The organism is Clostridium lamae, from assembly GCF_033043255.1.
GTDB classification, from domain to species: Bacteria; Bacillota; Clostridia; order Clostridiales; family Clostridiaceae; genus Clostridium; species Clostridium lamae.
Genome location: NZ_JASCQJ010000006.1, coordinates 14599 through 28931 on the forward strand (window position 1 = coordinate 14599; position 14333 = coordinate 28931).

At 29.9% G+C, this 14333-nt stretch carries 10 protein-coding genes and 1 pseudogene; 10 read left to right on the forward strand and 1 reads right to left on the reverse strand.

Translation table 11 applies throughout. From position 1 onward, the window contains the following. Window positions 1–55: 55 nt before the first annotated feature. Window positions 56–3711 (forward strand): annotated as a pseudogene (locus QK892_RS18485) (S8 family serine peptidase). A 75-nt stretch (window positions 3712–3786) separates the two neighbouring features. Further along, complete coding sequence (locus QK892_RS04820) at window positions 3787–5208, forward strand: peptidoglycan-binding domain-containing protein (protein WP_317272402.1); 1422 nt, start codon at window positions 3787–3789, stop codon at window positions 5206–5208. A gap of 29 nt (window positions 5209–5237) precedes the next feature. On the opposite strand, the gene QK892_RS04825 is transcribed toward QK892_RS04820, so the two are convergent. Further along, window positions 5238–6296, reverse strand: coding sequence for a YkvI family membrane protein (locus tag QK892_RS04825; RefSeq protein ID WP_317272403.1), 1059 nt, complete (start codon window positions 6294–6296; stop codon window positions 5238–5240). Between the two features lie 220 nt (window positions 6297–6516). On the opposite strand from QK892_RS04825, the gene QK892_RS04830 reads away from it, so the two are divergent. The 8 genes from QK892_RS04830 to QK892_RS04865 all read left to right on the forward strand — a co-directional run bounded on the left by QK892_RS04830 (window position 6517) and on the right by QK892_RS04865 (window position 14278). Next, window positions 6517–7617 carry a hypothetical protein gene (locus tag QK892_RS04830; RefSeq protein WP_317272404.1) on the forward strand — a complete coding sequence of 367 codons (1101 nt, stop codon included), beginning with the start codon at window positions 6517–6519 and terminating at the stop codon, window positions 7615–7617. An 89-nt stretch (window positions 7618–7706) separates the two neighbouring features. Beyond that, complete coding sequence (locus QK892_RS04835) at window positions 7707–8630, forward strand: TIGR01212 family radical SAM protein (protein WP_317272405.1); 924 nt, start codon at window positions 7707–7709, stop codon at window positions 8628–8630. A gap of 24 nt (window positions 8631–8654) precedes the next feature. Continuing rightward, window positions 8655–9377, forward strand: a complete 723-nt coding sequence (locus tag QK892_RS04840) for a 2-phosphosulfolactate phosphatase family protein (protein ID WP_317272406.1) — start codon at window positions 8655–8657, stop codon at window positions 9375–9377. Between the two features lie 292 nt (window positions 9378–9669). Beyond that, window positions 9670–10227 carry a sigma-70 family RNA polymerase sigma factor gene (locus tag QK892_RS04845; protein ID WP_317272407.1) on the forward strand — a complete coding sequence of 186 codons (558 nt, stop codon included), beginning with the start codon at window positions 9670–9672 and terminating at the stop codon, window positions 10225–10227. Window position 10228: 1 nt separating this feature from the next. Next, window positions 10229–11494, forward strand: a complete 1266-nt coding sequence (locus QK892_RS04850; protein WP_317272408.1) for a hypothetical protein — start codon at window positions 10229–10231, stop codon at window positions 11492–11494. Between the two features lie 158 nt (window positions 11495–11652). Further along, entirely contained in the window at window positions 11653–12426 is a 774-nt protein-coding gene (locus tag QK892_RS04855; protein ID WP_317272409.1) for a CAP domain-containing protein, read from the forward strand. A gap of 278 nt (window positions 12427–12704) precedes the next feature. Beyond that, window positions 12705–13568 carry a CAP domain-containing protein gene (locus QK892_RS04860; RefSeq protein ID WP_317272410.1) on the forward strand — a complete coding sequence of 288 codons (864 nt, stop codon included), beginning with the start codon at window positions 12705–12707 and terminating at the stop codon, window positions 13566–13568. Between the two features lie 146 nt (window positions 13569–13714). Further along, entirely contained in the window at window positions 13715–14278 is a 564-nt protein-coding gene (locus QK892_RS04865; RefSeq protein WP_317272411.1) for a GNAT family N-acetyltransferase, read from the forward strand. Window positions 14279–14333: the final 55 nt, after the last annotated feature.

The window sequence follows — 14333 nt, forward strand, 5'->3', positions numbered from 1 at the left end:
TATAATTCTCACAATAAATTTAATTTTCATATATTAATATAAATAGCTTTTCGAGGTGATAGTAATACAAAATTTAAATTCAAATAAAATAAATTCTGGATTAGGGTTAATTCAAAACATATCCAAAAATTTGTTGGGTAAATTGGGGATTAATTTTTGGATGAAAAATCAAACTGAAAATACCATAGAAGTCACTATTATATCAGGGGATACTCCGGAAAATATACGAAAATTAGTAGAGGATATAGGGGGAAGCTATTATGATTTAGGTTATGGATTTGGAATTGTAACAATTTCTATAGAAAATATAGTTAAACTTGCTAATATTCCATCAATAGAATATATAGAATTACCCAAGCAATTATATGTTACTGATTCAAATAGCAATAGGGCAGCATGTGTAACCACAGCTAGAACTTATTATGATATTCAAGGCGAAGGCATTCTAATTGGATTTATAGATACTGGAATAGATTATACTCATCCAGCATTTAGAAATAGTGACGGAACTACAAGGATAGATTATATATATGACTTAAGTGCTGATGAGAAGGTGTATAGCAGAGAAGATATAAATCGTGCGTTACTTAGCAATGATCCATTTTCAATAGTTCCTTCTAATGATACCGTTGAGCATGGAACCCATGTTGCAGGTATTGCATGTGCAGGAGGTAATATTCTCCCTGAATACTATGGAGTAGCACCTGCTAGTTCTATTGCAATGGTAAAGGGTACTAGAGGGAATTTTGCCTTAAGTAGCAATATAATGAAAGGATTAAGGTTTTTAGTTCAAGCAGGAAAGGAATTAAATAAACCGGTAGTAGTTAATATTAGTCTTAGTACTAATGATGGAGCTCATAATGGAACAAGTCTTCTTGAGCAATACATTTCAACTATATCAACATTAGAGAGAGTAACTATAGTAATAGCAGCAGGAAATGAAGGGGATACAGCACATCATATAAGTGGAAATCTGAATAGACAAAATAGAATATCTATAAACGTTGCATCAGACGAACCAGGTGTATTATTAAATTTATATAAGCCAGTTTTATCAGAGATATCTATTAGAATAACTAGTCCAACCGCTGCGACTAGTGGAGACATACGAGTTAGAGAAGGATATTATGAAGGAATCATAGGAACTGATAGATATCAGGTTTACTATTCGGGACCCAAGCCTTTTGATATAGTAGGTGAAATTACAATTGCTATATTAACTAATGCGCCGTATATATTATCAGGACAATGGGAAATTAGAATTGATCTATTAAATGATTATAGTGGAATTTATGATATGTGGTTACCAATTGCTGAAGGGCTTAATGTAAATACTAAGTTTTTACAACCTACAGTATTAAATACCTTAGGAATACCAGCAACAGTAACTAACGTTATAGCTGTAGGAAGTTATAATTATTCAACTAATAATATTTCTTCTTTTAGTGGGAGAGGAAAGCAAACTATTTATTTACCAATTAGACCTGATGTGGTTGCTCCAGGTGAAGGAATATTTGCACCTGTTCCCAATAGAAATTTTGACTCCAAGAGCGGTACATCTATGGCAACCCCCCATGTTGCGGGAATAGCTGCATTGATGATGCAGTGGGGAATGATAAAGAAGAACGATCCATATTTATATGGGGAGAGACTTAAGTATTTTTTGGTAGTAGCAGCGAATAGAAGTAGAACAGATATAATATATCCTGACCCTAGTTGGGGATATGGTGAAGTTTGCTTAAGAGCTGCAATTGAAAAAGTTATTGAAAATATAGGTTATTAACAAATCAGAGAGGTGGTGAATTAATAAGTATAATGAGTGATCAAACAAGAAAAATTGAAATTAATAATGTTGATGGATACAGACAAACTCAAAATGTATTAAATATTTATGATTTTATTAATAGAATGCAAGAACATGTAGCTGATGGAGACGAAACAGAAGTAATAGGAATTTATATTGAATATAATAATTTAGAACAGCTTAATAAAGTAAATGAAATTCCAGGAGCTTCTGTTGCAATATTAAGTGGTAGTTATGCAATAGTGTTTATACCTATCAATAGAATATCAGATATAATTCCTTATATAAAAGATATATCAGAACTTGAGGTTCCCGCAATTTATACATTAGCGCAAACTTCTCCAGTAGAAGCAAGTGGTGCTACTTTATTTCACTCAAATCCTTTTATTCAATTAAACGGAAGAGATGTTTTAATTGGTATTATTGATACAGGTATAGATTATTTAAATAGAGAATTTATGAATGAAGATGATACAACGAGGATTGTGAGAATATGGGATCAAAGTATAGAAGGAAATCAAGAGATATATGGAGTAAAACTTGGTGTAGAGTATAAAGAGGATGAGATAAATAAGGCTATACAAGAAAGCAAAAATGGTGGTGATCCTTATTCAATAGTAAATAGTAGGGATACAATAGGACATGGTACTTCTGTTGCTAGTATTGCTGGAGCTAGAGGTTATAATCAAGAGGTTATTGGAGTGGCTCCAAATTGTAAATTTGCTGTAGTTAAGCTAAAGGAAGCAACTAATTTCATTCAGAGGCAAGCCGGGCTTGATGATATTAAGGAAGGAAGATATTCAAGTATAGAAATAGTTTTAGCAATTATGTATTTATCAAAGGTAGCAGATGAACTAAATAAATCTATGGTAATTTGTATACCTTTAGGCACTAATACAGGAGCTCATGATGGAACAGGTACAGTTGAGTCTTCAATTAATGCTATAAGTAATCAGGTTGGAATTGTTTGTGTTACAGGAACAGGAAACGAAGGAGATACGGACACTCATACTGAGGGAAGATTTACGAGAGCTGGAGAAGTACAGAGTATAGAAATTAGAATGGGCAGGAATCAAAAAAATTTGAATTTTCAAATATATGTACAACAGCCAGATAGGGCATCTTTAGGAGTAGTGTCCCCATCAGGAGAAGTAATAGAAAGAATTCCAGCTAGATTGAATAAAGTGGAGAATGTTAGTTTTGTCTATGAAGGAACTAAAATGAGAATTAGTTACATTTATCCAGACCCAGTTACTGGAGCTGAAGTGATAAGTATTGAAGCAAGAGGGTTAAGGGAAGGCATATGGCAATTTAGGTTATACGGTGATTATATTGTAGATGGAAGGTATTGGAGCTGGATACCTCAAAGAAGTCTATTAGATCCAGATACAAAATTCTTAAGTCCGAGCCAATATACCACATTAACAATTCCAGGAACAGCACAAAGTGCTATAGTGGCAGCATATTATAACCAAAATAATAATGCAGTTGTTGGACAATCAGGAAGAGGGTTTACTAGGGATGGTAGAATAAAACCTGATGTTTCAGCTGGTGGAATAAATGCTGCAGTAACTACGCCAGGAGGGGCAACTAAAACAATTAGTGGATCTTCAGTGTCAACTGCAGTTACAGCTGGATGTTGTGCTCTTTTATTACAATGGGCGATTGTGGAAGGAAATGATACAAGAATATATCCTTTAGAAATCAGAAGTTTTTTAATAAGAGGTACTACTATGAGAGTTGGTGATAGATATCCTAATGAACAATGGGGTTATGGCTCAATAAATATGAGGGCTGTTTTTGATTCTATACGAGAAAATATATCAGGAGGAGTAGGTAGTACTACAAGGGTTAATGAAGAATATAGTGTAGGTAATTTATTTATAAGAAAGCCTGATAATATGTAGTTCATTGATATAAAAAGAACAAAATTTAAAATAAGACATATATTGATTAAAGAAGAAATAATAAAGGAGTAATATATGGCTCAAGGTAGGTTAAAAGTTCAATGTTTTGTAAATGAAACTTATGTACCCGTTGAGAATACGAAGATAACTATAAGACCAGCTGGAGGTGGAGATAATATTCAAGAAAGAATATTATCTACAAATTCCATGGGAGAATCTGAAATTATAGAATTAGAAGCACCTCCATTAGAATATTCTCAGCAACCAACTGGACAGGTACCTTATAGCATGTACGATATAAGGATTGAAAGAGAAGGATTTCAAACTATTTTAATAAATGGGTGTCAAATATTTCCGGATCAATTAGCGATACAACAATGTAATCTTATAGAGTCCTCAGGAATATTAACTAGAATGGAGAATAATAATACACAACCTAATGTGACGAATCCACAGTCTAATGAACAAAATGTACAACCTAATTTTCAAGATGGAAATATCAATGAAGTTATTAATATAGGACCTAATGTTCTAAATGGAAACTATCCAGAAAAAATTCCAGAAGAAGAAGATAAACCTCTTCCACCTCCAACAAGTGGAGTAGTTTTACCTAGACCTGTTGTACCTGAGTTCATAGTAGTTCATGCAGGGGGACCTAATAATACATCAGCACCAAATTATAGAGTTCTTTATAAAGACTATATTAAGAATGTAGCTTCTTGCGAAATTTATTCAACTTGGCCAGAAAGTACTATAAGGGCTAATGTATTTGCAATAATTTCATTTACACTAAATAGAATATATACAGAGTGGTATAGAGGAAAAGGAAAGAACTTTGATATAACCAATTCAACGGCATATGATCATGCATTTACTTATGGAAGAAATATATTTGAAAGTATAAGTGCGGTAGTAGATGATATATTTGCAACTTATATAAAGAGAATAGGAAAAAAGCAACCTTTATTAACACAATATTGTGATGGAAAGAATGTAACTTGTCCTGGTTGGATGACTCAGTGGGGAAGCAAGTACTTAGGGGATCAAGGAAAAACACCTTTTGAAATTTTAACTAGTTTTTATGGTAGTGATTTAGAGCTAGTGACAGCAGAGCAAGTTAAGGGAATACCTAAATCCTATCCAGGATATGATTTAATAATAGGTTCTAGGGGGCTAGAAGTTCAATCTATACAAGAGTATTTAAATAGGATATCTCAAAATTATCCTTTAATTCCTAAGGTATCACAAGATGGAATATTTGGACCAAAGACATCTGAAGCAGTTAAAGTTTTTCAAGGAGTATTTAATTTGCCTAAGACTGGAGTGGTAGATTATGCAACTTGGTATAAGATTTCTGATATCTATGTTGGAGTAAGTAGGATTGCTGAACTTAGAGGAGGCTCAAGACAAGTAGAAAGAATCTTTATACCTCCTAGGTCCTTTGATAATTATTACGACAAAGCGGTGCCTAGATTTAATTATTTTGATGATATGTAAAAAAGGAGCTGTTGTGACAGCTCCTTCTATTAGTTTAATTCTTTTTTATGTTTAAAATAAAAATATACTGTTTGCATAATAAATACTAAGCTTAGCATTCCGAAAAATGGATACAAAGAGCCTATAAGATTGGAAAAGCCAATTCTTGATATAGGCAGTGCAATTAGAAGAACTATAAATATTCCATTTCTAAATTTTATGTTAAATGTGTTATCTAAAGTTTTGCTAATTGAATAAACATCTGAAACTTCAGTAGAAAACATCTCAAGCAAAATAACTATTAATAATAAAGCTTGAATTATATTACCAAAGGGTTGTGCAACAAACAATAATGGTATTTCATACTTATGTATGTAAGGTTGATTTATCATAAGCAAAAAGTTGATTGAAAAGCTTAAAGCTACTAATCCTAAAGCACCTAATGCGATTCCAAAGAACATTGTTTTAGGTTTTCTTATTTGATTGCTTAAAGGAACGAGAACACCTAGGCAGCAAAGTGTATTATAACCGGAATAAAGTATAGTAGATAATACAATACCAGTTTTTTCAGGTTTAAATTTTGTCATTTGTTCAAGTGAAACCATATCTTTACAAAACATAAAATATAAAAAGGTAATTAGCATAATAGTAATAACTAATGTAGGAACAATAAATGAGTTTACCTCAATTAATCCATTAGTATCTCTAAGCAAGAAGAATATAGCAAATCCCACCATGATTAATGATCCTACAATTTTAGGAACTCCAAAAAATTGATTAATTAATGCTCCGCTACCAGCTAATATTATAGAAGCACTAGAAATTAAATATAGTGTTGTTATTACTCCAGTAATCTTACCAAGAATATTCGGACTAACAATTTTTATAACGTCACCATAAGAATTTAACTTATACTTAATACTTATTTTAGAAACGATAGATCCTAAAGCAATATAAAATATACCGCATACTATGATTCCTAAGAAGCTTACTATTCCATAGGATGTAAAGAATTCTTTAATTTCTTGTCCAGAAGCTAAACCAGCACCAACTATTGTTCCTATAAAGACAACAGCAACTTGAAAAATTTTAGAAAGTTCGTCTTTCATTTTAAATCCCCCTAAATAATATCTACTAACAATATATATAAGTTGTTAACCTTTTATTCCTTTAGTTTTCAAGAGGATATATGTAAGTTTAAGTTAACTAGGAACTAAGTAACGAAATAAGTAAGCTTACATATTCATAAATTTGCAATAATATATGAAAATGAATAAGCTATTAATTTTTAGGAAAAATAACCTTAAGGAAGCGGAAGGAGGAATTAATTTGAGAAAAAGAATTTTACCATTAACTTCTTTGTTATTATTTTTCTTAATGCTGTTTTCATCATGTTCAAAAGTAGGATATACAGAAGATGAAAGAGATATATTTAGTCTTAAAAAAGCTTTTGAATTAGCAGATGAATACTTAGCATTAATAAAAAACAATAATATTGAAGAAGCTAATAAATTATGTACAGAGAAATTAATAAGTAATAATAAAAATATATCAATGGGAACTTCAAATATAATAGCATATGCTCCTGATAATTTTATAGAATCTTCAAAATCAGCATTTATGACATTTAATGTTATAAGAAATTCATCATCTGAACCTAAATGTGATTTAGATAATTATGCAATTAAAGTTATAAAAGAAGGAGATAACTATAAAATAGATGAAATAAAAGCTATAAATTTAAAACAAGTATATGTTAGTAATAAATCTTTAAGACTTATTGGTGAAGATGGAGGAAAAAGTGACTTAATTATTTCTTTAAACAACATTCCTAAGGATGTTTATTTAAAAGAAAATGAACTTATGCTTTATAAGGAAAAGGTAGATGCAGAAAAATTTGGTCCAGTAACATTAGGGTATAATGGAAATAAAATAGCTATCTCAACTATAAATGATGATAGGGTATTTATATCTATTGCATATATTCAAGAAAGCAAAGAAACACAAGGTGCAAGCTCCCAAGGAGATGAGGGAGGAAATAGTAACCAACAAGGTGGTAATAAAGCTAGTGATTTAGAAGGCTTACTTGATAAACCTGTAGCTAAGAAGGTAATTCCAATAGATATGTACAATGAAGTAAAAATAGATAATTTAGTATTTACTCATGAAGAAAGATTCTTAATAGCTCAATTTACTAATTCAGATTCAGTTAAGAGAATGAAAGTATATAATAGTGCCAGTGGAGATTTGATAGAATTAAATTTTGATGAAGAATTTCCTGAAGATAAGTACACCATAGAACTAGTAGACTTTGAAAAAGATGAGTTTGAAATAAATATAGTTGCTAAAAGTGGCGTAAATGATATTGATTCAGAAATTCCCGGCAAATATAAGGTTGATATAGAAGAAAAAGAAATTAAAAAAATATAGAAAATACTTAACATATATAAATATTGTAGTAGAATAAAAGTACAACTTAAATATATTATAGTGGTACTTTTATTTTTTTGGAGGAATTTATGAAAAAATGGAATGATAAAAGATATCATAGTTTGAATTATTATCTTAGAAATAAGTTTAATGAGAAAGTATATAAGATATCTTTAGATGGAGGATTTACTTGTCCTAATAGAGATGGGAAAGTCGCTAAGGGAGGTTGTACTTTCTGTAGTGCAAGAGGCTCAGGGGATTTTGCTGGTAGTAGAATATTATCAATTACTAAGCAGTTCGAAGATAGAAAAGATATGATGGAAAAGAAGTGGAAGGATGGAAAGCTTATTGCTTACTTCCAAGCATATACAAACACATATGCACCAGTTGATGAACTTAGAAGAAAGTATAATGAAGCTTTAGAACAAAAGAATGTGGTTGCCATATCTATTGCGACAAGACCAGATTGCATAGATGATGATGTTTTAGATTATTTAACTGAATTAAATGAGAAGACATATTTAATAGTTGAACTTGGACTACAAACTATAAATGATGAAAGTGCTAGAAACTTTAATAGAGGATATGACTTTGAAGTTTTCGATAATACATTAAAAAGACTACTTGAAAGAAACATTGAAGTAGTTGTTCATACAATCTTCGGATTGCCGGGGGAAACAGAAGAAGATATGTTAAAAACTGTTGACTATATAGCACATTCAGGTGCTAAGGGTATTAAGTTCCATTTACTTCATTTAATGGAGGGAACTAAAATGGTTGAACAATATGAAAGTGGAGAGTTAAAGTTACTGACTCAAGAGCAATATATAGACTTGATATGTAAGGGAATATCAAGAATACCAGAAGAGATGGTAGTTCATAGGCTTACAGGGGATGCACCTAGAGATCTTCTGATAGGACCAATGTGGAGTTTGAAGAAATGGGAAGTTTTAAATGCCATAGATAAAGCTCTAGAAGATAATGATATATGGCAAGGTAAAGATTTCAAATAGCCACATAGAATTGGGGGAATATATATGAAATTAGATATAATTATTTCTGCTGATAATATAAAAGAAGAGTATTTAGAAAATAAAATAGTGGTTGTTATTGATATGCTAAGAGCAACATCAGTAATAATAACTGCTTTAGCAAACAAAGCAAAAGAGGTATTTCCGATACTTACGATAGAGGAAGCTTTGAAGAAGAAAGAAGAACTCATAATTAATGGAGTAAATCCATTACTTGGAGGAGAAAGAAAAGCATTAAAGATAGATGGTTTTGACTTTTCTAATTCACCTTTAGAGTATACTTCTGATAAGGTTCAGGGAAAAAGTATAATTTTAAGTACCACTAATGGAACAAGAGCAATTAATTTAAGTTTAAAAGCTGAGGAAATACTTTTAGGAGCTATAATAAATGCTAAGGCCGTTACTAGAGAGCTAAAAAATTATAATAAAGATGTAGTGTTTATTAATGCAGGGACAAATGGAGAATTTTCTATGGATGACTTTATTTGTTCAGGTTATATGATAAGTCTTTTATGTGAGAAGGATAATCATGATCTCTCTGATATAGCTAAGACCGCAAAGTATATATATGAGAATAACACTAATTTAGTTGATTATATAAAAGAGGCTAGACATTATAATATTCTAAAAAGTTTAAACTTATTAAGGGATTTAGAGTATTGCTGTAAAAAGGACATAATAGATGTAGTACCTAAGGTGGATAAAAATATAAAAAGTATAAAAATTTAAATAATTGATAAATTTTTTTCAATTATTTGAAATTTTTTATTGACATTGGAAATAAAAAGAGATATCATAATATTAGATTGATAATCAATATCAATTAGTAACTTAATATATTATTAAAAGCTCCACACTTCTAATAATATACTATATAAATATAATTAAACTCCTATATTATAGAATTTATTTCGGTAAAGATGGCTAAATTTTCAAATTAGCCATCTTTTTTTGCGTAAAAATGTAATATTTAGATTTAATTTTCGATATAAAAGATGAGGAGATAAATAGGGGTGATAAAATGAGAATTGGTGAGGATAATTTTATAGAACTTTTAAAGAAAAAATATCCTAAATCATTAGATTATATTATAGATAATTATGGTGGACTAGTTAATACAGTAGTTTCAAATTCTCTTAGATTAATAGGAGATCGAGGGTTAATTGAAGAATGTATAAGTGATGTTTTTATTTCAGTATGGGAAAATGGACATAAATTTAATGGAGATAAAAATAATTTTAAAAGTTGGCTGGCGGGAATAGCAAAATATAAATCTATAGATTATTTTAGAAAGCATTCTAGAAGAATTAATAGTGAAGTTATTAACGAGAGCTTACAAGATAGTATAGATATAGAGGATGATTATATAAATAATGTAGAAGCCAAAAGGTTAGTAAAAATAATAATGTCTTATGATGAACCAGATAAAAGTATATTTATTAGAAAGTTTCTATTGGGAGAATCAAGCAGTGAAATAAGTAAGGCTATAGGCATAACAATAAATAATATAAATATGAGAATATTTAGGGGCAGACAAAAGCTAAAAAAAGAATTTTATGGGGAAGAGGAGGTATTATAAAATGAAAGATAAAGATATCTATGAAATTTTAAATGATATAGAAGTTGAAACCCCTATAGAGGAAACCCCTCTGAGTAATCTTCAATTAAAAAGAATTAGAAAACACATTAAAAGAAAAGCGTTTAGAAATAGAAAGAAGTATTTAATAGCGGCATTAATATTTTTTAGTTTTATATTTGTAGTATCTCCTCTTGGAAATGATGTAATAGCTAAGATAAAGGAAAAGCTAGCTTTTAACTCGGCCTATGGAATTATTTCTGTGGAAGAGAATAAAGACTTATATATGCTAAAGGAACCATTTACAGTAAGTATAAATAATAAAGATATGCTAGTTAAAAGTATAAACAATAATGGAGACGGATTATTTATTCAAATAATAGGAGAAGCATATCCTATAGAAGCTAAAGAAATTATATACGACATTGGAATAAAATTAGAAAATGGAGAAACTAAAGGGTATGATAGCTACGGATTTAGTGCAAGTAGTGGTAGCGTTGTTATGGAATTATGGATGGATATAAGAGAAAGTGATGTAAAAGATTTTGATTTAATATATAAAGATAATGTATTAAAGGAAGTATCTTTAGATAAGGCAGATTATAAGTATAATTACGATGATATTGGAGGAAACACTACTAATAACGGGATATTAATAGGAGGAACTAGTTACTATATAGAAAATAAGAGATATTTTAGGATTTGGAGTGATGAAAGTTCATTATTATCTAAAGATTATGATGTTAGGATTGGACATATAACAATTAAAGAAGTAAGAGATGAAAATGGAAAGTTATTAAGTTTTGAACCAAGCAATGAAGGAACATGGAATGAATATAAAATTTTAGATAATTATAGAGGAAAGATTAATATTAAAGTAGAGGAAGTTGATTTAAGCTATACCTTAAATACTCCTACAGAAATAAAAATTAATGATCCAGAGAAAAATGGAGACTATATTTTAGATAAGGAGTTAACATTTGTTGGTATTGAAGATAAGATTAAGGTTACTGAAATTAAAAAAGTAAAAAATGATATAGTTGTTTGTTTTGATCTTTCAAATAATGATTCTAACGATAGATTATTGTACTTGCTTAGTGATAACTCCAGGTCAGGTAGTGGCATGGGAGATAGGGAAAATATGATTGCAGAAATAGATCTAGATTATGCAGATTTAAGTTTGTATGAAAAGCTAACAGGAAATATAACCGTAAATATTAACAACTTAGATATATTGCAAAAAGGAAACTGGGAATTCACTATAGAGTAATAAAATATCAAAGTTTACGGAATATATTACATGAATAATATATTGATTATATGAAAATATTATAATTAATCAGAATTTATTAAAATGAATTTAAGATAAACATTTATTACATCTTTATGAATGAGATGAAAACATTATACTTAAAGGAGAATTTATAAATGAGTAGATCAAAATTAATTATAGTATTATCGTCAATAGGATTGGTAGTTATATTAGCAGTGGGCGGTATTTTATTAGTATCCAATAAGGAAACACCTAATAATATCGAGCAAACTGAAAATAAAGAAGAAAAACAGAACAATGTAGTTAAGGAAGACAATAAAAATAATAATACAAATAACAATGAAAATAATAATATACCTCAAGATAACTCAGATACAAACCAAGAAGCTGAAAAATATGATTCTAATAATGAAACAGATAATTCTTCACCAGAAATAGAAGAAGGAAATAACAATTCTTCAAATAATGTTACTCCTAGTACTGAAAGTAAGCCACCAAGTAATCCAAATACTGTTTCAGATAATAGTTATATAGGAGAGATTGAACAAGCCATATTCCAAAGAGTTAATCAAGAGAGAGCTGCAGCGGGTGTACCAGCATTAAGCTATAATACAACTATGGAGTATTATGCGAGAATTAAATCTAAGGATATGGGAGATAACGGATACTTCTCACATGAAGACCTGCAAGGAAATTTAATAACTGTAAAAATGCAGGCAGATGGAGTTTCTTATAGAGCTTGGGCAGAAAATATTGCATATATTCAAGGTATGGACGGAAATAGTTCTATAGCAACTAAGTTTATGGATAATTGGATGAACTCATCAGGGCATAGAGCAAATATTTTATCAACAAACTATACTAGTATAGGTGTAGGAGTATATAAGATAGGGAACACATATTATGCAACTCAAGAATTCTATAAATAAGAAAAATTAATAAGTTTATATTTTTATTAAAATCTAGCTTTTTTAGCTAGATTTTTTTGTTGAATTATTGAATTACATGAAAGTATAAAATGGAAGAATAGGTAACAATAATTGTATTATAAAAGTAAAAATCCACTTAAAGTAAGAAAAAAGTAATAATATACATCAAAAATAAATATATACTTAGAATATGCATTTATGATTGATTAAGATTATCTTTTGAAAATATATATCAATTACTTTTTGTAAATAAAAATTTATTTTAAGGAGGATTACAAATGATTAGATCAAGACTAATTACATTTATAACCACACTTATATTATCTGGGACAGTAGTTACTGGAAGCATGTTTATTAATTCTGATAAAGAAAATAAAAATATAGATACAATAAAATCTGAAGTCAAGGAAGAGGAATCTAAATATAAAGAAGAAGTAAAGAAGGTAGAAACTGAAGAGCAAGCCCAAAAAGAGAAAGACGAAGGTGGAGAGATTAAATCTAATGAAGATAACGTTGAAAAGGGAACTTCAGCAGATAAAAACAATACGAATAATGAAGTAGCTGTAGTGACGCCAAAACCTTCAGAGACTGAAGTGGAGGTAAATAATAGATCAAATACTGAAAATGTAGTGCCTGTTGAAAAGCCAGCGGAAAAGCCTGTTCAAAGGCAAATAGAAAAACCTGTTGAAAAGCCAGTTGAGAAACCACAGGATAACAATACAGTTCCTAATAGTAGTAACTATATTGCAGAAATCGAACAAGCTATATTCCAAAGAGTTAATCAAGAGAGGTCAGCAGCAGGATTGCCAGCTTTAAGTTACAATACAACTATGGAGCATTACGCAAGAGTTAAATCTAAGGATATGGGCGATAATGGATACTTCTCACATGAAGATCAGCAAGGAAATTTAATAACAGTAAAGATGCAAGCAGATAGTATTTCTTATAGAGCATGGGGTGAAAATATAGCATATATTAAAGGAATGACTGGAAATAGTGCTTTAGCAACTAGATTTATGGATAACTGGATGAACTCACCAGGACATAAAGCAAACATATTATCAACGAAGTTTAGTAGTATAGGAGTAGGTGTTTACAAGATAGGAGACGCTTACTATGCAACACAAGAGTTTTATAACTAATAAAGGTAATAAAAAACTTAGCTAAATAGGCTAAGTTTTTTATTATACAATTATTTACAATTATATATACTAATGATAATATATATAGCAATTACATAAAAATAATACGCAATAAAAAATATAAAAGTATAATTGAGGTGTTGTAGATGAAGGGGTTAGGAACTATAACTTTAGAAACAGAAAGATTAATTTTAAGAAAGTTTAAAATGGAAGATGCAGAAGCTATGTATAAAAACTGGGCATCTGACTCAGAGGTCACAAAATTCCTTACATGGCCTGCACATAGCAGTGTAGATGTGACTAAAATAATTTTAGAGGATTGGATTAGTAATTATAAGAATGATGATTTTTATAATTGGGCGATTATATTAAAGGAAAATGGGGATGAACCTATAGGTAGTATAGGAGCTGTAGAAAAAAATGAAAGAGTTAATATGGTTCATATAGGTTATTGTGTAGGAAAGAACTGGTGGAATAGAGGAATAACATCAGAAGCATTAAGAGTATTGATTGGATATTTCATTGAGGAAGTTGGAGTTAATAGAGTTGAGGCTAGGCATGATCCGAACAATCCGAACTCAGGAAAAGTAATGATGAAATGTGGTATGAAATATGAGGGAACAATGAGACAGGCAGATATAAATAATCAAGGTATATGCGATTATTCAATGTATGGAATTCTTTCTAAAGAATATATGGATTTAAAATAGTTTATTAACATTATAGGGGGAAATAATGTGGATAATATTAATAAAACGGAGGAAT

Excerpts from the sequence above, each read along its gene's own strand:
- QK892_RS04820 (WP_317272402.1), top strand. The coding sequence starts at position 3,787 with ATGGCTCAAGGTAGGTTAAAAGTTCAATGTTTTGTAAATGAAACTTAT.
- QK892_RS04825 (WP_317272403.1), bottom strand. The coding sequence starts at position 6,296 with ATGAAAGACGAACTTTCTAAAATTTTTCAAGTTGCTGTTGTCTTTATA.
- QK892_RS04835 (WP_317272405.1), top strand. The coding sequence starts at position 7,707 with ATGAAAAAATGGAATGATAAAAGATATCATAGTTTGAATTATTATCTT.
- QK892_RS04840 (WP_317272406.1), top strand. The coding sequence starts at position 8,655 with ATGAAATTAGATATAATTATTTCTGCTGATAATATAAAAGAAGAGTAT.
- QK892_RS04845 (WP_317272407.1), top strand. The coding sequence starts at position 9,670 with ATGAGAATTGGTGAGGATAATTTTATAGAACTTTTAAAGAAAAAATAT.
- QK892_RS04850 (WP_317272408.1), top strand. The coding sequence starts at position 10,229 with ATGAAAGATAAAGATATCTATGAAATTTTAAATGATATAGAAGTTGAA.
- QK892_RS04855 (WP_317272409.1), top strand. The coding sequence starts at position 11,653 with ATGAGTAGATCAAAATTAATTATAGTATTATCGTCAATAGGATTGGTA.
- QK892_RS04860 (WP_317272410.1), top strand. The coding sequence starts at position 12,705 with ATGATTAGATCAAGACTAATTACATTTATAACCACACTTATATTATCT.
- QK892_RS04865 (WP_317272411.1), top strand. The coding sequence starts at position 13,715 with ATGAAGGGGTTAGGAACTATAACTTTAGAAACAGAAAGATTAATTTTA.